This window comes from Rhodococcus sp. AD45-ID (assembly GCF_003023755.1).
Classification (GTDB): Bacteria; Actinomycetota; Actinomycetes; order Mycobacteriales; family Mycobacteriaceae; genus Rhodococcus_F; species Rhodococcus_F globerula.
The window spans coordinates 2,122,493-2,140,230 of record NZ_PYHL01000001.1 but is presented as its reverse complement, the minus strand read 5'-3'; the positions used below and the strand labels follow the sequence as shown (position 1 = coordinate 2,140,230).

Sequence of the window (17,738 nt, the reverse complement as noted above, 5' to 3'; positions counted from 1 at the left end):
TCTGCACATGAGCAATCGCACATTCGTCATCGGCGTGGGTATGACCAAGTTCGAGAAGATCGAGACCCGTGACTGGGAATACCCGGACATGGTGACCGAAGCTGTCACGAACGCACTCACCGATGCAGGGATCAGCTACGACCAGATCCAGCGCGCTGCAGTCGGTTACGTGTTCAACGCGTCGACAGCGGGCCAGCGTGCCCTGTACGAAACGGGTCTGTCCGGTATCCCGATTTTCAACGTCAACAACAACTGCGCCACCGGTTCGACGGCGCTGATGATGGCTCGCGAGTGGGTCCAGGCCGGACAAGCCGACTGTGCACTGGCCGTCGGGTTCGAGAAGATGACCAAGACGGCACTGACCGGCAACGGTGAGATGCCCAAGGTCACCACCTTGGACTCGCAGTTGAAGATCATGGTCGAGGATTACGGGTTCGCCCGCTCGCCGATGACAGCTCAGCTGTTCGGTAACGCTGCCGTCGAGCACATGCAGAAGTACGGCACCACGGTCGAACAGATCGCTGCCGTCGCGGTCAAGAATCACAAGCATTCGGTCAACAACCCGTATGCGCAGTTCCGTGACGAGTACACCCTCGAACAGGTGCTCGAGGACAAGATGATCCATGCGCCGCTGACACGTTCGCAGTGCTCGCCGACCTCGGACGGCGCCGGTGCTGCCGTCGTCGTGAGTGAGAAGTTCGTCCGTGAACACGGACTCGAGGACCGTGCGATCGAGATCGTCGCTCAGGCCATGACTACCGACACCGAGGCAGCGTTTGCCGAGAAGTCGATGATCGACGTGGTCGGCGCTCCGATGACGGCTGCGGCCGCCGAGCAGGTCTTTGCCGAAGCCGGCATCAGCATCGACGACGTCGATGTCATCGAACTGCACGACTGCTTTGCGATCAACGAGATCATCACCTACGAAGGTCTCGGAATGTGTGCGGCCGGTGAAGGCGGCAAGCTCGTCGAATCCGGTGCCACGACGTACGGCGGCCAGTGGGTCGTCAATCCGTCTGGAGGCCTGATCTCGAAGGGCCACCCGCTAGGTGCCACCGGGTTGGCGCAGTGCGCCGAACTGACGTGGCAGCTCCGCGGTACCGCAGACGCCCGTCAGGTCGAGGGCGCTCGAATCGGATTGCAGCACAACCTCGGACTGGGCGGCGCGTGCGTCGTGACGGTCTACCGAGCCGGAACTTTGGAGAACTGATGGCTGTCGATCTCGAGGTGGCATTGGCCGCCGAACCGACTGTGCGCGAAGCGTCATGGACTGACCGCGACGTCATGCTCTACCAGCTGGGCCTCGGAGCGGGAGTAAATGCTCTGGATCCTGCCGAGCTCACCTGGGTGTACGAAAAGGGTCTGAAGGTTCTTCCGACCTTCGCGATGGTTGCGGGTCAGGGCATTTCGGCAGGCGTACTGCCGCCCGCCGCGATGAACATGCCCGGCATCGACATCGATCTGCGCAAGATCCTGCACGGCGGACAGTCGCTGACCCTGCACGCGCCGATCCCGTCGACGGGTACTGCGCGCATCTCCACTCGCATTGCCGATGTGTGGGACAAGGGCAAGGCTGCCGTCATCGTGCTCGAGACTGCGGCCGCGGACTCCGACGGTAATCCGTTGTGGACCACCGGAATGCAAATCTGGGCCCGCGGTGAAGGTGGATTCGGTGGAGGCGCCGGTCCCGAAGTTGTTGCCGGAGTTCCCGATCGTGCGCCCGACGCCGTGCTCACCTCCGCAACCAGCTCGTCGCAGGCGTTGCTCTACCGGCTCAGTGCAGACATGAACCCGCTGCACGCTGATCCGGCATTCGCGAAGATGGCCGGCTTCGACGCACCGATCCTGCACGGCCTCGCGTCGTACGGCATCGTCTGCAAGGCCGTCGTGGACGGTGTGCTCGGCGGCGACCCCTCTCGGGTGAAGAACTACTCGGTGCGCTTTGCCGGTTCGTTGTTCCCGGGCGAATCCATCACCACGTCGGTGTGGCAGGACGGCAACACCTTGACGCTGGCTGCAACCTGCCCTGAGCGCGAGAACTCCCCGGTTCTCACGCACGCCACAATGGAGATCAACTGATGACCGTCGGAACCCACCCCACTGCCGCAACACATCCGGGCGGAACGGTTCTGACGTCGCCGCCGCAGGATGCACCCATCGATCGGGCGACCGAGGCAGCGCGCAGGCTCATCGACGCGCTACAGCGCACTGACCGCGACAACGCAAACCTCGATCGAGTTGCCGAGGAACTCAACAGCATCGTCGCTCACCTCGAGCAGCATGCGCCCGAGGTCGAAGAGCGATTGATCGACATGTGGAACGGTGAAGGCGTCACTCGTCACGACCCGGTGACCGGTCGAGAAAACGCCATCGCACCGCCGGTGGTTCTCGAAGGACTCGAAGACGGTTCTGTGCAGGGCGTTGTCACGTTGACATTGCCGTACCAGGGCCCTCCCGGCCACGTGCATGGTGGCGTGTCGGCGATGCTGCTCGATCACGTCCTCGGTGTCGCGAACGCTTGGGGTGGAACAGCCGGTATGACAGCACAATTGAGCACGCGCTACCACCGTCCGACCCCGTTGTTCGTGCCCTTGACCATCAGCGGCAAGTTCATCTCCAAAGAAGGCCGCAAGGTTCACACGGTGGGCGAGATCAGGACGCCCGACGGTGAAGTGTGCGTTTCGGTCGAGGGTCTGTTCATCGACAAGACAATTCCGCGCCCCAGGTAGGGGTTCTGACGAAGGAGGAACCGCAGTGGGGAAGCTCGACGGACGCGTAGCTGTTGTGACCGGCGCCGGCATGGGCATCGGACGTGGTGTGGCAGGTGCCTTCGCGCGTGAAGGCGCGTCGGTGCTGGTTGCCGAGATCGACGAGGCGGCCGGCCTCGAAACCGCCCAGTGGTTGCGCGACGAGTGGGGCGCGGAAGCAGAATTCATCCGCACCGACGTCACCGACAAAGCTCAGGTTCTTGCCATGGTCGACAAGGCCGTCGAGCGGTTCGGACGCCTTGACATCCTGGTCAACAATGCTTGGCGGACTTTCGGTTTCGCTCGGCTGGAGAAGATGACGGACGAGCAGTTGCGCGGCGGTTTCGACATGGCAGTGATGGCCGCTTTCTGGGCCATGCAGGCTGCGTTGCCGGAACTCGAGCGTCACGGCACCGGCCGCGTGATCAACATGTGCAGCCTCAACGGCGTGAATGCTCACATGTACTCGGTGCAGTACAACGCGGCCAAGGAAGCGCTGCGGACACTGACTCGCACTGCTGCCCGCGAGTGGGCTCCCAAGCACGTGAACTGCAACGTCATCTGCCCCGGTGCGCAGAGTGCGGCGTATAAGCGTGTTGCCGAAGCTAATCCGGAGAACGTGGCCGTCATGGCCGCGCAGAATCCGATGGGGCGGATCGGCGATCCCCTCGACGATATCGGCCCCGTTGCAGCCTTCCTGGCAAGTGACGACAGTCGTTATGTCACCGGCAATACCCTCTTCGTCGACGGTGGTGGGCACATCAACGGTGTGCAGTGGGCGCCTACCGTGGACTGACTTTCGCCTGCATAGACACATGTGGCTCGACGCTGATTCAGCGTCGAGCCACTGTGCGTTTGTAGGCCTTGTCCCGTTCCTGCCGCGAGTACCCGAAACAAACGACGTCCTTGACAGCGCCTCGTGGCTCACCGATAGTAGTCAAACGAACGATCGCTAACCTGTCGATTGCAGGTTGAGGCTTCACGGCGTTGCAGTGGCGTCTGCGATCGATCGCTCAGGCTATTCTTCCGAGCTGAAAGTACCGAGGCAGACATGGAAATCGAGCATTCGACTCTGTTCATCGACGGCGAGTGGGCAAAGCCGGCGACTGGTGGTGCGATTCAGGTATTCTCGCCAACTACCGAACAGTTGTTTGGCATTTTTCCGGAATCCTCGACGGCAGATGTCGACTCGGCCGTCGCTGCCGCAGGCCGAGCACTGCGCTCCTCGGAGTGGGCAAACCTGGACGGATCCGATCGCGCCGCGATTCTCGACAGGTTCGCGGATGCTGTCGAACGGCGATCGGAGGAGCGAGCTTCGCTGGTCAGCCGGCAGAACGGTATGCCGATCACGCTCGCCCGGTTTGCTGAGGGGGACGCCCCGGTGCAGCTGCTGCGCTACTACTCCGATCTGATTCGTTCGTCGTCGGTCGAAGAAGTGCGTCAGAGTCTCTCCAGTGCCGGTACGACGATCGTTCGCAAGGAACCGGTCGGCGTCGTGGCCGCGATTGCGCCGTGGAATTACCCGGCCATCTTGTCGATGTTCAAGATCGCTCCTGCACTGGCCGCCGGTTGCACGGTAGTGCTCAAGCCTTCTCCCGAAACGACACTCGACTCCTACCTCCTGGCGGAAGCTGCCGTCGAAGCCGGCCTACCTGCAGGTGTTCTCAATATCGTGACCGGCGGCCCCGACGTCGGTCAGTATTTGGTGGCCCACCCAGGCGTCGACAAGGTTGCGTTTACCGGTTCGACACCTGCCGGTAGGCACATCGGTCGAGTCTGTGGTGAACTTCTGCGTCCCGTCACCCTCGAACTCGGCGGAAAGTCAGCCGCGTTGATCCTCGACGATGCTGATATCGAAACGACCGTGGCAGGCCTGGCCACGGCGTCTCTGCTGAACAGTGGTCAGACGTGCTACATGTCGACGCGAATTCTTGCACCGGCCAATCGGTATTCCGAATTCCTCGATGCGGTGACTGCAATGGCGGCGTCGCTGCCGATCGGTGACCCCGCTGATGCCGGTACCTTTGTCGGCCCCTTGGTCAGCGAGCGTCAGTACAAGCGAGTTCTGTCGATGATCGACGCGGGAAGTGCCGAGGGCGCAACGGTCACGACAGGTGGCAAGCGTCCTGCGCACCTCGATCGTGGATGGTTCGTTGAGCCGACAGTATTCGGCAATCTGAGCAACGACGCGAACATCGCGAAGGACGAAGTGTTCGGGCCGGTTCTGACCGTGATCCCCTACAGCAACGAAGCCGACGCCATCGCGTTGGCGAATGATTCCGAGTACGGCCTCGGCGGCACGGTGTGGACTGCCGACCGCGATCGGGGAATCGACGTGGCCCGGAAGGTGGAAACAGGTTCCTTCGGAGTGAATACCTATGGCCTGGACTGGGGTTCGCCCTTCGGCGGGGTCAAGGCGAGTGGGGTAGGCCGTGAATTGGGGCCGGAAGGGCTCGCGTCGTACTACAGCCTCAAATCGATCTTCCTGCCGGAATAGGACTTTCCCGGTGTGCCATTCACTCGACATTTCGAAAGAGGTTTCTCGATGAAGACAAAAGCAGCAGTTCTGTTCGAGGTTGGAAAGCCCTGGGAAATATCGGAAATCGAACTCGGAGACCCGGTCGCCGGCGAGGTGCAGGTGCGGTTGGTCAGTTCGGGAATGTGCCACTCCGACCATCACCTTCGGACAGGCCAGAGTCCTGCTCCGCTACCGATCATCGGGGGCCATGAAGGTGCCGGTGTGGTGGTGAAAGTTGGCCCCGGAGTGCGTGAATTCGAAGTCGGGGATCACGTGGTGACTGCTTTCCTCCCAGCCTGCGGAGTGTGCCGGTCCTGTGCGAGTGGTTTGCAGAATATCTGCGACGAAGGTGCCGGACTGTTGACAGGACTGGCGATTTCGGACAAGACGCACCGAGCAAACGTGAACGGGAACCCGGTTGGACAGATGTGTCTGCTCGGCACGTTCAGTCCGTACATCACAGTCAACAAGGCGTCGTTGGTGAAGATCGAGAAGGATATTCCGCTCAGAGAAGCGGCGCTGTTGGGATGCGGAGTAGCCACCGGTTGGGGTTCCGCGACCGCGATCGGTGAGACCAAGGTTGGTGACACAGTTGTTGTCATCGGTTGCGGTGGTGTGGGAATGAACTCGGTCCAGGGAGCGGCCGCTGCCGGAGCCCGCTTTGTCGTAGCTGTGGATCCCTCTGAGTTCAAACGTAATTCGGCATTGTCGTTCGGTGCCACTCACACGTTCTCTGATATCGAGAGTGCCATCGACACCATCTCCGAGATCACCTGGGGAGCAATGGCTAACGTCACCATCATCACCGTCGGAGAAATCAAGGGCGATATCATCCAGCCTGCTATGACGGCGACGGCCAAGGGTGGGCAGGTAGTAGTCACGGCCATGGGCGACTTCCAGGACACCACCGTGACGTTGAGCCTGTTCGAGCTGACGCTGCTGCAAAAACGGCTGCAGGGCGCGATCTTCGGTGGAGTTGGACCTCGCACTCAGATCCCACAGCTTCTGGATCACTACCGAAGCGGCGCTCTCAAACTCGGTGAACTCGTCACGAACACGTACAAGCTCGAAGACGTTAACCAGGGCTATGCGGATATGTTCGACAACAAGAATATTCGAGGTCTTATCGAGTACTCGGAGGCAGATTACTGAGCAGGCCGACTGCTAGGTCTTCTTGCAGGTCTACCTGCCCTGGAGTCTCTACCGGCCCCGGAGTCCGCACGTCGTGTGTGGACTCCGGGGCAGTGTTGTGCCCACTCGCAAACTGTCCGAATTAGTCGATTTAGACGTATTCTCGTTGCAGGAATAGCGCGGACTCGGTTCGGAAGAGAAGAGGCTCGGGATGTCCGATTGGGTGAAGAAGATCGAGGCCGAGGCCAAGGGTCTGCTAGCCGAGGCAGAAGAAGAGCTGACGGTGTTGGAGGGCGTCGACACCATCGATCCTCTTGCCGAGCAAGATGAAGACACGCCCACCTCGGATTGAGCCTTAAGAGCGCTGGCGCCCGTCAGAATGGCGGCGGGTCGTTGCCGTAGTCGACGGTTTCTCGAGGCACGCGCTTGCGGGGTGTGGAGATTGGGAAGGTTTGCCGGCGTTTCCGTTCGGCGTGTTTTGCTGTGCGGTGTTGAATCTTGACGCGCCGATGTTGGCGTTCGCTTCGGATGCGGGCGGCTTTGTTCTCGAGTCGTGTTCGTCGCGGTTTGCCGCCTTCCGGTGGCGGTGGTTCCTGCATCCCGGCTAGTAGTCCGGCAGCCCTGGTTCGGTAGCAGTGGCCCGTCTGTGAGGTCAGGGTGATGCTGCGATCCGGATTCGGGTGGAGCCGCCACTTGCCGGAGTGCTTGAGGCGGTGGTGGTTGCGGCAGAACGCGCTCAGATTCGACGCAAGCGTCTTGCCACCCTGTTCGGGGTCGGTGTGGTTGAACGGGTCGTTGTGGTCGAGGTCGCAGTTCCAGGCCGGGACATCGCAGTGCGGCCATTGGCAGCTTCCCGCGATGACCCGCAGCCACCGATCGAGTGCCGCGCCAGGGCGGTACACCAACGCCGATGCCGGCTCAGGTGTCGGTTCAGGTTCAGCATCTGCCGGGACTCGCACTTCCCGAACCTGGGCGTCTTTCGCGATGTCGCGGGCATGCTCGGCGCTGATGACGCCAAAGCCGTCGAGATGTGCAGGTTCGTTCGATCCGGGGCTCAGGGTGGAATCGTGTACTACGACATGTACCAACGGCCGGCGCATGATCACCAAACCACTGCGGTCCTGCGGGCAATCTCTGCGGTCGCAGTCGCACACCAACACCGTTGAACCGCTCACCAAAGCGCCCAACGCGTCGGCTCGGCGCTGCTCGTACGTACGCGAATCACGGCGGCACACCGACATCGCCAACTCCCGCAACCTGCCGTCAAAGGCGCGGGCCTGCTCCGCCGGGATACTGCCCAGGATGCGGGCCATCCCGTCCTCGGCGGCACTGACCCCCACGAACCGATCCGCCAGGGCCCGGCGGCGTCGTTCCCGCATCCCCTCCGGATCGACGCGGGCGACAATCCGGTCGATCGCCGCCGTCAACCGCCGACCCGTCAACCCCGTCCCACCGTCCACGGGTGGAGCCAACACCTGCTCGAGCAACAAGCGTTCGACCTCGTCGATCAGCTCGTCACCGACATTCGCGGTCGCGGACTCGATCAACCCCACCCGGTAGAAATCGAGTTCACCGCGGGCCATCGCGGCCCGTGTGCGATGCAGCCGCGTCTTCAAAGCGAACCCCAAACCGATGAGCTTCCCGGCAGCGGCGCGCCCCATCGTCAGGACCGCGCCGACTTCGGATTCGGCGAGCTCGTGCGCCGACGACGTCCACGTACCGCCCTCGACATGCTCGGCACTACGACGGGTGAAAAACTCCGCCACCACCGCCAGCTTCCGCTCGACCAACATCGCCTCGCACGAATGCAACTGGGCCATCAAATCAACGAGGGCGCAATCGGTTTCAGTACCACTCAGCTGTGCTGAGATACCGAAACTTCCCACCCCCGAATCGAACATTTCCTCACCATAATCGAAACCCTGTTCGAATAGAACGGTTATTCGAAATCAGTCGGAAAAGTCCGATTGTTGTGGAAGAGATTTTCTCAAAGCGGCCAACGGATCTGAATCGTCGCGTCGTCCTCGGGGACCGGCACTCTCGGGATTCACGAAACGGCCTTCGTCGGAGCGGGTCCATTCGCGTACGGCCCAGCGCTCCTTGATTGCCCAATGCCCGTCCCGACGCTCCATATGGTCGATGAAACGTGCGCCGCTGGTGAAGTTGATCATTCCGACTCCTTCGGGTCCGCCCCAGTGGGTGGACATCGAGTACGCCTCGCTGATCGCGTGGTCGCCGTGCAGTTCGACGAGGTGGTTGCCGATGTGATGCATGGTGCCGCCGATGACGGAGAGTTTGGGCTTCACCCAGGCAATGTATTCGTCGATGTTGCCGTCGAATCCGGTGTGATGATCGATGGCGTCGGGGTGATAGGCGCTGCGAACGAGATCGAAATCGAGCCGGTCGATGCCTCGGGCATACGTCAGAACGACTTCACGAATAGCCTGCTTGTCCAGCAGATCCTGCAATTGCTGTTCCATTTCAGGACTCCTTGACGCTGATCATCCAGTCGAGCAGTTCCGGTAGTTCTTCGCTGGCACAGTCGAATACGACCGGACGGAAGACGACGACGGATGCGCCGCGGTGGGACCAGTCGTGAGCCTTCTCAGCAGTGGCTTCGAGGTCGACGGTTCCGTTGTCACGACGAACCGGCGAAGCAGACACCTGCACGCGCGCGGTATCGGGATCACGATCGTGAGCTTCGAATGTGTTGCGCAGCAGCGCAACACTGTCGGTGAAGGTCGCCAAATCGGCAGGGTTGACGGTCCAACCGTCGGCGACACGTGCGATGCGGTCGAAGTTCCGCTGGCTGGGCCCGAACCCGAAGAGGACAGGAACGCGGTCTTGGGTCGAGAGCGGAATGCTGTGGTAGTTCTCGAAGGAGAAGTCGCGCCCCTTGAAGTTGGCGGGAGCCTGTGTCCAGAGTTCGCGGCACGCTGCGACGGTTTCCTCCATGCGCCCGAACCTGGCATCGAAAGGCATGTTCGTGGCGGTGTATTCGGCCTCTTGCCAGCCGACTCCGAATCCCATGGTCACTCGTCCGTCCGACAATGCGTCGAGCGTTGCGACCTGTTTGGCGAGCAGTGCCGGTGGGCGAACCGTTGCGATAAGAACCGACACTCCGAGGCGAGCGCGCTCGGTGACGGCAGCGATCGAGGAAAGCAGTGAAATCGGCTCGTACCAAGGATGATCGAGCGGAAACAGAAAGTTGTGTTCGCTGACGCGCTGCGCATGAGCGTCAGCATTGAACCCGAGGTGATCGCCGGTGCAGATCAAGTCGACGCCGGCCCGATCGGCGGCAGCAGCAAAATCGAGAACCGGTCTGATCTTCCCCTCGAACAGTGCCTCGAGGCCCAATACGTTGACACCGATTTCCATGCAAACAGTCCTTTCCGAAAATCTACGGGAACGACGGGCGAGTCTCAGCTGTGCGGCAATTCGCGCTCGTCGGTAACAAACTGAATGATCTTGCTTTGATCGAGAAAGTTGGATTCGTCGGCCCGGATTCGATCGCCGACCTCCGGGCGGGCATGAGTGGCCAGCATGTCTTCGTACCCGGCCTTGTCGTGGAACCACAATTCGGTGATGACATCGAAAGCCGGGTCGGGGACGCCGTCTGCGCGCAGAGCCTGAGCGAGATCGGGGTAATTCCGCCGGTACTCGATGATCGACGGGAAGGTTGCGGCAATCAGTGGGGCATGGTTGTTCTCGTAGTAGTCGATGAACTCTTCTTTCGTGAGTCCCGGCTTACGAGTGAGTAGCGCGATTGCCTTGAACATCGTTCGTCTCCCCGTTGAAGGTGCTGCGAGATGTGCTCAGAGTGACCGGTTGGCATGAGCAGACATATCACCCATGTTGTCCATGCAGAAAAGCCGTGATGCAAACTGCCACGATCCCTCGACGCACGTGAATCGATCGAAGTACCGTCCCGACAAAATGGGTTGCAGGGCAAAATCTTCGGTGCCCTGGATGACCGTGATGTAGGACAGCGCCGACGCCTCGTTTCCGTCAACCGAGATACGGGTATTGGTCAGCAGGTGTTTGGTTCGCGGGACCGCGGGAGTGCCGTACATCCGGATGAAGCTGCTGCACGCGGCGAACACAGCGTCGGCATCGGACGAAATCAGAGTTGTTGCAACACCGTCCGCGCCGCACTGGCCGTAATCGGAGTGCGCAAACAATGATGCGACATCACGCAACCTACCCTGATCGATCAGGTGCGTGTACTCGCAGAGCAGGTCACGGATCGCCGACTCGGCGACGATCCGTGACAGCTCTTCGGTCATACCGTGATCTCGCGGCGAACCATCTTTCCGGTTGCGTTGCGGGGCAACAGATCGCCGGTTATACGCCACTTCGAGGGCACCTTGAAGTACGACAGACGCTCAGCCGCGAATTCGCGGAGGTCTTCCTCGGTCGTGACTGCACCGGCGCGCAGAACGACAACTGCTGACACTTCCTGGCCGAGGTCCGGGTGAGGCGAACCGATAACGGCGCATTCGATGACGTCGGGATGCTCGTCGAGGGTCTGTTCGATCTCTGTGGGGTAGACGTTCTCGCCGCCACGCAGAATGAGATCCGACCGGCGTCCCGTCAGACGGAGGCGACCGTTCTCGATCACGCCGAAATCGCCGGTGCGGAGCCAGCGTCCGGGAGAAATTGCCGAAGCGGTGGCTTCTTCGTTCTCCCAGTAACCGAGCATCACGAACGGGCTGCGCACGCAGACCTCACCCTCGATGCCGTCGGGCAGCCATTCACCGAAGGGGTCACGAATTTCCATGGACACGGTGATGATGGGACGTCCGAGCGTCCCGGGGAACTCTTCGAGCTCAGCTCCGACGGCAACGGCGATAGCCGTGCTGCACTCGGTGAGGCCGTAGCTGTCGACCAGGGCGTTGCGGGCGAACGGTACCTGCTCCTTGAGGCGTTCCTTGAACGCGGGCGACGACGGCGCCGATGCCAGGGAGAATGCCGTCAGCGAGGACACGTCGTACTTGCCGATGTTGCCGTGTTCGAGCAACCGCGACGCCATGGTGGGAACCGCGCCCCAGTTGGTGATGCGTTCGCGTTCGACCAATCCGAGCACCTTGTCCACGTCGAAGCCGCCGTCGATCATCACGACAGCGCTGCCGGTAGCCAGACGCGGGATGACAAGGTTATGGAGGCTCGCGATGTGGAACAGGGGAGAGGTCAGGAGGTAGCGGAGCGGGCTGGGCTTGGAGCCGTCGTACTCGCGGCCCGTGAACGCAGCGCCGATGGCGTCGCTGTACTTGTGGTAGTCGACAACAGCCATCACGTTGCGGTGTGAGTGCAGGGCGCCCTTGGGGCGGCCGCTGGTGCCACTGGTGAACAGGATGACAGCCGGATCGTCCTCGTCGATGTCCGTGGCGGGTACATCTGCGCCGGCGTATTCGGCGATGAGTGCGGGCAGATCCTCTTCCATGGTCAGAACGGTGATGCTTGCCGGCAGTTCGGGAAGCGCAGCGCCGCGCTTGGCGTCGACTACCAGCACCTTCGGGCTCGACAGCTCGATGCCGTGTGTCACCTCGCGCGGAACCCACCAGCCGTTGAGACCGACCGCGATGGCGCCGAGTGCCTGCGTCGCGAAGAAGGTCATGACCCATTCAGGGTTGTTGGCGGCAAGAATTCCCACTCGATCGCCCTTGCGGACGCCGTACTTGTCGCGAAGCGCAGTCGCCAGCGCGGCTACCGCGTCGGCATGCTCCGTGAAGGAAATCCGACGGTCGCTCGTGACGAGATAGTCGCCGTCGCCCCAGGCCCGGGACGCGGAGATGAGCTCACCGATGGCATGTCCGCGATTCTTCATCACGGGCATGACGGTGCCGAGAACCTCTTCTTCGACGATCTCGAACGGCCCACCGGGACCGGTGAGGCGCGAGACCGCCTGGTCCAGGAGCAACTGCGGATCTGCGGGGGCAGTCATGGAATGGCCTTTCGTATTGTGGCGCTTTTCACGTCACAAAATGTCACGGGACAATCCTATCTGTGGGGCGGTTACCACTGAGCGAGACTGAGCGGGTTACTGACATAACGCGCAGTTAGCGTTCCGAAAGAATCGCAGCCGAAGGAATGAGCGTGAGCGCACACGAATTCCCTCCCTCTCGAGTAGGACACAGGATCACGATGACGAACACCGCCACCGAAGCACCTCCGAGCAGTTCCGTTGCCACTCCGCAGCGCGCGGACGTCGCACAGATGTTGATCGATCGTGTCGGTGATCAGCATCTGGGACTGCGGACGCGTACTCAGGACTGGACGTGGGACGAGGTTGTCCATGAAAGTGCCGCCCGCGGTTCGTACGCCAAGTCGCTTCGCGCGCCGGGCCCCTTCCACATCGGTGTTCTCCTCGAGAACGAGCCCGAGTTCCTGTTCTGGCTCGGCGGCGCCGCACTGACGGGCGCCACGATCGTCGGAATCAACCCGACTCGTCGCGGTGCCGAACTCGAAGCCGAGGTCCGGTATGTCGATTGCCAGATGATCGTCACCGACAAGGCAGGCCACGAGAAGCTCGCTGGTCTCGATCTCGGTCTGACCGACGACCGCTTCATCCTCGTCGACGACGCGTCGTATGCCGAAACCGTTGCTGCGCATCGCGTCGAGACGCCGCAGATCGACCTGGGCGTCGATGCGTCGACGCTTTTCCTTCTCCTCTTCACCTCCGGCACTACCGGTATGTCGAAGGCTGTCCGATGCAGCCAGGGTCGTCTGACGCGTCTGGCATACGCGAACTGTGCCAAGTACGACATCGATCGCGATGACGTCTGCTACTGCTGCATGCCGCTCTTCCACGGCAACGCGCTGATGGCACTGTGGGCTCCCGCGCTGTCACAGGGCGCTACGGTCTGCCTCGTTCGCAAGTTCACGGCTTCGGGCTTCATGCCCGACGTCCGGTTCTACGGCGCAACATATTTCACGTATGTCGGCAAGGCACTCGGCTACCTGATGGCGACGCCGGAGCAGTCCGACGACATCGAGAACACCCTTACACACGGTTTTGGTACCGAAGCGTCGCCGGGTGACAAGGCCGAGTTCATTCGTCGCTTCGGCGCACAGCTTTTCGAGGGCTACGGCTCGAGCGAAGGCGCCGGTTCGGTGGTTCTCGATCCGAACCAGCCCGCGGGAGCGTTGGGACGTCCGGCTAACGAGAACATCGTCATCGTCAATCCCGACACCAAGGAAGAGCGTCCGCGCGCGATCCTGGACGAACACGGCCATGTGCTCAACTCGGACGAGTCCATCGGCGAAATGGTCGACAAGGCAGGTTCGCAGAAGTTCGAGGGCTACTACAAGAACGAAGACGCCATGGCGGAGAAGATCCGTGACGGTTGGTACTGGACAGGCGATCTCGGTTACGTCGACGAAGCGGGATTCATCTACTTCGCCGGCCGTAAGGGTGACTGGATCCGCGTGGACGGTGAGAACACGTCGGCTCTGATGATCGAGCACATTCTGCGTCGCCACCCCAAGGTGATCGCAACCGGTGTGTTTGCCGTACCTGACCCGCGCTCGGGTGATCAGGTCATGGCGGGCATCGAGGTTGCGGATCTGGCGGATTTCGACCCCGTCGAATTTGCGGCTTACCTTGCCGCACAGGCAGATTTGGGAACAAAGTCGGCGCCGCGCTTCATTCGCGTATCGACCAACCTGCCCGTCACCGGTTCCAACAAGGTGCTCAAGCGTGACCTTCAGGTCGATCGCTGGCGGACCGACGAGCCGGTGTACCACTGGGTGGGCCGCGGCGCTCCCGAGTACACGCTGATGACAGAAGCTGATATCGAGAGCCTCGAGAAAGAGTTCGAGACTCACGGTCGTTCGAGGTTCCTGTGAACCGAGTTGCGCTGGTAACCGGGGCTTCTCGCGGTATCGGCCGCGAATGTGCACTGGCATTTGCTCGCGCCGGGTTCGATGTCGCGATCACTGCCCGCACCGTCCGTGAAGGTGAGGGCAGAGCCGCACCGCGAACGCGCGACGGCGAGCAGGTTATCCCTGTTACCGGAAGCCTCGAGACGACAGTTTCCGAAATCGAGGCCTGCGGCGTGCGGGCCATGGCGGTTCCGATGGACCTCCTCGATCGGGCATCGGTTGTTGCGGCCGGTGAGCAGGTGCTGCGCGAGTGGGGCCGGGTGGATGTGCTGGTCAACAACGCCTATGCGCAGACCGTCGGCAACATGGACCGGATTCTCGACATCGAGATCGACGATGCCCAGGCAATGGTTGTCGGAAACTATCTGCATCAGCTCGCCTTGGTCCAGGTGATCCTTCCGTCGATGATCAAGAGCGGCAACGGTGTTGTCATCGGTCTCGCATCCGGTTCGGCCACCATGGACCCACCGGCACCTCCCGGTGAAGGCGGCTGGGGCCTGTCGTATGCAGCGTCGAAGGCCGGCTTCGGGCGTATCGCGGGTGCGATCAATTCGGAGTACCGCGGCGCCGGTATCAAGGCATTCAATCTGAGTCCGGGGTTTGTGATCACGGAATCGGGTAAGGCTCGCGGCGGTGCGGACGCGATCGTGGACGCAGGATTTGCCGCCACACCGGCGTCGGTCCCGGCAGCGGCCGCAGTATGGCTGGCAACTGATCCCGATGCCGACCGATTCCTCGGCCGAGTGGTGGACGGTCCGAAACTGATGGCGACGCTTCACGAGAAGAAATGAAGCTTGGGGTTCATCGACGAGAAGGCCGAATACTCGAGCAGTTGACGGCAAATTCGTAGCACCCCACAGCTCTCGATCACGGTGTTAGCATCCGATGGTGCCCGGGTGAACAGCTCGGGCACGAGCGATGTTTGCTGTCTTTGGCCAGCGAAAGCGCAAGTACAGCAACCCTTCACATAAGGAGTTTCACATGGGATCGATCGCCGATCTTCTTGCCCAGAGCCAGGCTTTGGCTGCGTTCAAGTACCTCCTCGGTGTGCTCGGTGGAGCGTTCGGTAGCTGATAGCGCGCCCGGACTGCGGTGACTACCAGTAGTCGCCACCGCACTTCAACGTGCGCTCTATCCGAGCGCGATCAATTTTCTCGAAAAGGCCGGTTTCTTCGGCCTGGTCCAATCATGGAGGCACACAATGGGTTCCCTTTCGACAATTCTCATGATCCCGGTCGGTAGCGCAGACCTCGTCCTCAAGGGCGTGTTCGAATCTCTGACGAACACCGTGAACAGTCTCGTCGTGGTTTTCGGTGGGTTGAGCTAGTTCCGCATCGAATCGACCGAGAAGGTCCGCGCGCCTCTGGCATGCGGACCTTCTCTGGTTTGAGGCTACGGCCGTGCGCTCGTGTCGTAGGCATAGACCGAGACCCAATCGAGCATCAGGTTCCCGTTGCTGGTTCCCGTGCCTTTTGTCTCGGTCTGCAACTGCCAGCGCATCGGGGTGGACGGAACCCAGGACGTGCTTTCCAGGACTACCTGGTTGTCGAGTAGATATTTGATCCGCCCGGGCGACCACTCGATCGTGTACGTGTGCCAATCGGTGAACCGCGCTCCGATGTCTGTCGCGAGTTCCTGACACCCGCCTACGCAGGAACCCGCGCCGGAGTAGTGGTGAAAACCGCCTGCAGTGCCGGACAGTCCACCTTCGGGGAAGTCGAATTCACCGTCGCGTGGCCACACTTCGGACTGTGGCCACAACAACCAGGCAACGTAATATTCGTTGAGATTCGGATTGTCGACCTTGAACCTGGCCGAATAGCGGCCGTAGGTTTGATTTTGATTCTGGCCGTTGATGACGGGTGACGGGCTTGCCCCCGCCGGTTGCCCGTTGACATTGTGCAGATTGAAATTGAGGACGCCATTCTTGACGCTGAGAACTTGATCGGCGCGATACGGCCGCTGTTGATATGTATCGAGATAACAAGACGGGTATGTTCGCCACTTTTGCCCTTGTGCGCCGGTGTAGACGATCTTGTTGGGATCACACGTATTTGCCCACGTCCCCAGCGCAGCGTCTTTTGTGAAGTCGTCGTAGAAGATCTGACGCCATCCGTTGAGATTGCCGACCGGTACCGCAACCCCTGACGGAGAGGGAAGCGTCACGATGGCTCCGGTGTACGACCAACTCTGCGCCTGTGTGCCATCGCATACCTGTACGGCAGCTGGATTTCCGTTTGCATTGACACCACCGCGATTCTCGACGCAGAGTCCGTTGACCTGGCTTCGAACGGTACCTCCGGGACCGGAGGTCCATTTTTGGAATGCTGCGCCTGTGCAATTCGATATGACCAGGGCAGTCCCTGCCGCCAGAGAACCACCCTGGGGACCCAGGCATTTCGTCTGTACCCGGACGGTGCCATCGCTTTCAACGCTCCAGATCTGTGCGGCCGAGCCGTTGCAGTCGTAGATCTGAACCGGGTTGCCGTCCGATGTCACGCCCCACTTGTTTTCCAGGCATCGCCCACTGGGTGTCTTGACCGCGCCGATCACGGCAGCCTCGGACACGGCAGGAGAAACTACCAGTGCGCCCATCGCCAAGACGATGGACGCGATGAGAAAACAAACGGTTTGTTTCGAATGTCGATTCTCTGTTGACGATTCCCCCGAAATATACGAAAACACAGTCACTCTCATTGTGATTCCATTCTTTTGTGCGGCGAGAACCTAGCCCGGTGGAAACAATTCCACAGGCTTTGTTGGCGAAATGCTACACAAAAGGATCGGGGTTATTTGCACCTTTCGGGAAGGTTGAAATAGTGCAGATATTGACGAAATTCGCCGATGCGTGATGCTCTTCGGTTGCTGCCGGCGTCAGTCGAGTGAAGGAGCGTCTGTGGCTTCCGTATCGAGGATCATTTCGCCGTTCGTGGACTCTTCAGGGAAGACGAATTTGCGCATCGCCCACCAACGGAAGGCCGTTGCGAGCAGCGTGCCGATGATGGAGCCACTGATGAAGTCGGCGAAGTTCTCCATCAATACGGAGACGTTTGGCTGGCGGAGGTCGAATACGTAGCTCGAGATCCAGAGTGGCACCTGGTTGATGGCCAGGCCGATACCGGCGACGATGAAGAACAGTGCCGCCTCGTGATGACGTTGGCGTCCACCCCGCTCAGCGAACGACCATTCCCGGTTCAGTACGTACGACAGGACCGTCGCGACCAGGACCGCGATGATGTTGGCGGTAACCGGATGTTGCGGCAGTACGGTCCACTTGATGCCGAAGAACAACACCGTGGTGACGATGAAGGCGATGCCGCCGACCACCAGAAACTTGAGCATCTCCGCGTGCGGCAAAACCCGTACGAGAATCTTCTCAGGAAGCCAATTGACCAGTTTTCCTACAAACGCCATTGGTCGAGGCTAACCGTGTCGGTGCCGTTAGGCATAAAAATCGC

18 protein-coding genes are annotated in these 17,738 nt (G+C 60.9%); 10 read left to right on the top strand and 8 right to left on the bottom strand.

Annotated elements, in window-relative coordinates; genetic code table 11:
• Positions 1-7: 7 nt before the first annotated feature.
• The 7 genes from C7T36_RS09645 (at position 8) to C7T36_RS30085 (ending at position 6,748) form a co-directional block, all read left to right on the top strand.
• Positions 8-1,210 carry a lipid-transfer protein gene (locus tag C7T36_RS09645; protein WP_045064948.1) on the top strand — a complete coding sequence of 401 codons (1,203 nt, stop codon included), beginning with the start codon at positions 8-10 and terminating at the stop codon, positions 1,208-1,210.
• Positions 1,210-2,079: a MaoC/PaaZ C-terminal domain-containing protein gene (locus C7T36_RS09640; protein ID WP_045064947.1), complete on the top strand. Its 870-nt coding sequence runs from the start codon at positions 1,210-1,212 to the stop codon at positions 2,077-2,079. Before C7T36_RS09645 ends, C7T36_RS09640 begins: the two co-directional genes overlap by 1 nt.
• Entirely contained in the window at positions 2,079-2,729 is a 651-nt protein-coding gene (locus C7T36_RS09635) for a PaaI family thioesterase (protein WP_033233208.1), read from the top strand. The genes C7T36_RS09640 and C7T36_RS09635 overlap by 1 nt, the downstream gene beginning before the upstream one ends.
• Positions 2,730-2,754: 25 nt before the next feature.
• Positions 2,755-3,543, top strand: coding sequence for an SDR family NAD(P)-dependent oxidoreductase (locus C7T36_RS09630; RefSeq protein ID WP_033233207.1), 789 nt, complete (start codon positions 2,755-2,757; stop codon positions 3,541-3,543).
• 255 nt (positions 3,544-3,798) lie between these two features.
• Positions 3,799-5,244 carry an aldehyde dehydrogenase gene (locus C7T36_RS09625; protein WP_033233205.1) on the top strand — a complete coding sequence of 482 codons (1,446 nt, stop codon included), beginning with the start codon at positions 3,799-3,801 and terminating at the stop codon, positions 5,242-5,244.
• Positions 5,245-5,292: 48 nt separating this feature from the next.
• On the top strand, positions 5,293-6,417 hold the full coding sequence (locus C7T36_RS09620; RefSeq protein WP_045064946.1) for an NDMA-dependent alcohol dehydrogenase: 1,125 nt from the start codon (positions 5,293-5,295) through the stop codon (positions 6,415-6,417).
• Positions 6,418-6,607: 190 nt separating this feature from the next.
• A complete protein-coding gene (locus C7T36_RS30085) occupies positions 6,608-6,748 on the top strand; it encodes a hypothetical protein (RefSeq protein WP_181317471.1) in 141 nt (46 codons plus the stop codon).
• Positions 6,749-6,770: 22 nt separating this feature from the next.
• Here C7T36_RS30085 and C7T36_RS09615 read toward each other — a convergent pair whose 3' ends face one another.
• From C7T36_RS09615 to C7T36_RS09590, 6 genes are read right to left on the bottom strand one after another with little or no spacing between them, the layout of a single operon-like run.
• Positions 6,771-8,297 (bottom strand): HNH endonuclease signature motif containing protein, encoded by a 1,527-nt coding sequence (locus C7T36_RS09615; RefSeq protein WP_045064943.1) that lies wholly within the window; start codon positions 8,295-8,297, stop codon positions 6,771-6,773.
• 48 nt (positions 8,298-8,345) lie between these two features.
• The gene (locus C7T36_RS09610; RefSeq protein WP_045064940.1) at positions 8,346-8,876 is read right to left on the bottom strand and encodes a nuclear transport factor 2 family protein; all 531 of its coding nucleotides are present in this window, start codon (positions 8,874-8,876) and stop codon (positions 8,346-8,348) included.
• 1 nt (position 8,877) lies between these two features.
• Positions 8,878-9,774 carry a TIGR03619 family F420-dependent LLM class oxidoreductase gene (locus tag C7T36_RS09605; protein ID WP_045064938.1) on the bottom strand — a complete coding sequence of 299 codons (897 nt, stop codon included), beginning with the start codon at positions 9,772-9,774 and terminating at the stop codon, positions 8,878-8,880.
• Positions 9,775-9,818: 44 nt separating this feature from the next.
• Positions 9,819-10,175: an EthD domain-containing protein gene (locus tag C7T36_RS09600; protein WP_045064935.1), complete on the bottom strand. Its 357-nt coding sequence runs from the start codon at positions 10,173-10,175 to the stop codon at positions 9,819-9,821.
• Positions 10,176-10,211: 36 nt separating this feature from the next.
• A complete protein-coding gene (locus C7T36_RS09595) occupies positions 10,212-10,682 on the bottom strand; it encodes a nuclear transport factor 2 family protein (RefSeq protein ID WP_045064933.1) in 471 nt (156 codons plus the stop codon).
• A complete protein-coding gene (locus C7T36_RS09590; protein ID WP_045064931.1) occupies positions 10,679-12,340 on the bottom strand; it encodes a class I adenylate-forming enzyme family protein in 1,662 nt (553 codons plus the stop codon). Before C7T36_RS09590 ends, C7T36_RS09595 begins: the two co-directional genes overlap by 4 nt.
• A 272-nt stretch (positions 12,341-12,612) precedes the next feature.
• On the opposite strand from C7T36_RS09590, the gene C7T36_RS09585 reads away from it, so the two are divergent.
• From C7T36_RS09585 to C7T36_RS30500, 3 genes are all read left to right on the top strand, one after another.
• Entirely contained in the window at positions 12,613-14,244 is a 1,632-nt protein-coding gene (locus C7T36_RS09585; RefSeq protein WP_033236683.1) for an AMP-binding protein, read from the top strand.
• Entirely contained in the window at positions 14,241-15,071 is an 831-nt protein-coding gene (locus tag C7T36_RS09580) for an SDR family NAD(P)-dependent oxidoreductase (protein ID WP_033236622.1), read from the top strand. The genes C7T36_RS09585 and C7T36_RS09580 overlap by 4 nt, the downstream gene beginning before the upstream one ends.
• 410 nt (positions 15,072-15,481) lie before the next feature.
• Positions 15,482-15,607 (top strand): hypothetical protein, encoded by a 126-nt coding sequence (locus tag C7T36_RS30500; protein WP_255285241.1) that lies wholly within the window; start codon positions 15,482-15,484, stop codon positions 15,605-15,607.
• A gap of 65 nt (positions 15,608-15,672) precedes the next feature.
• Here C7T36_RS30500 and C7T36_RS09575 read toward each other — a convergent pair whose 3' ends face one another.
• Positions 15,673-16,875 carry a ricin-type beta-trefoil lectin domain protein gene (locus tag C7T36_RS09575; RefSeq protein ID WP_233366200.1) on the bottom strand — a complete coding sequence of 401 codons (1,203 nt, stop codon included), beginning with the start codon at positions 16,873-16,875 and terminating at the stop codon, positions 15,673-15,675.
• A gap of 279 nt (positions 16,876-17,154) precedes the next feature.
• On the bottom strand, positions 17,155-17,694 hold the full coding sequence (locus tag C7T36_RS09570) for a GtrA family protein (protein ID WP_045064928.1): 540 nt from the start codon (positions 17,692-17,694) through the stop codon (positions 17,155-17,157).
• Positions 17,695-17,738 lie beyond the last annotated feature (44 nt).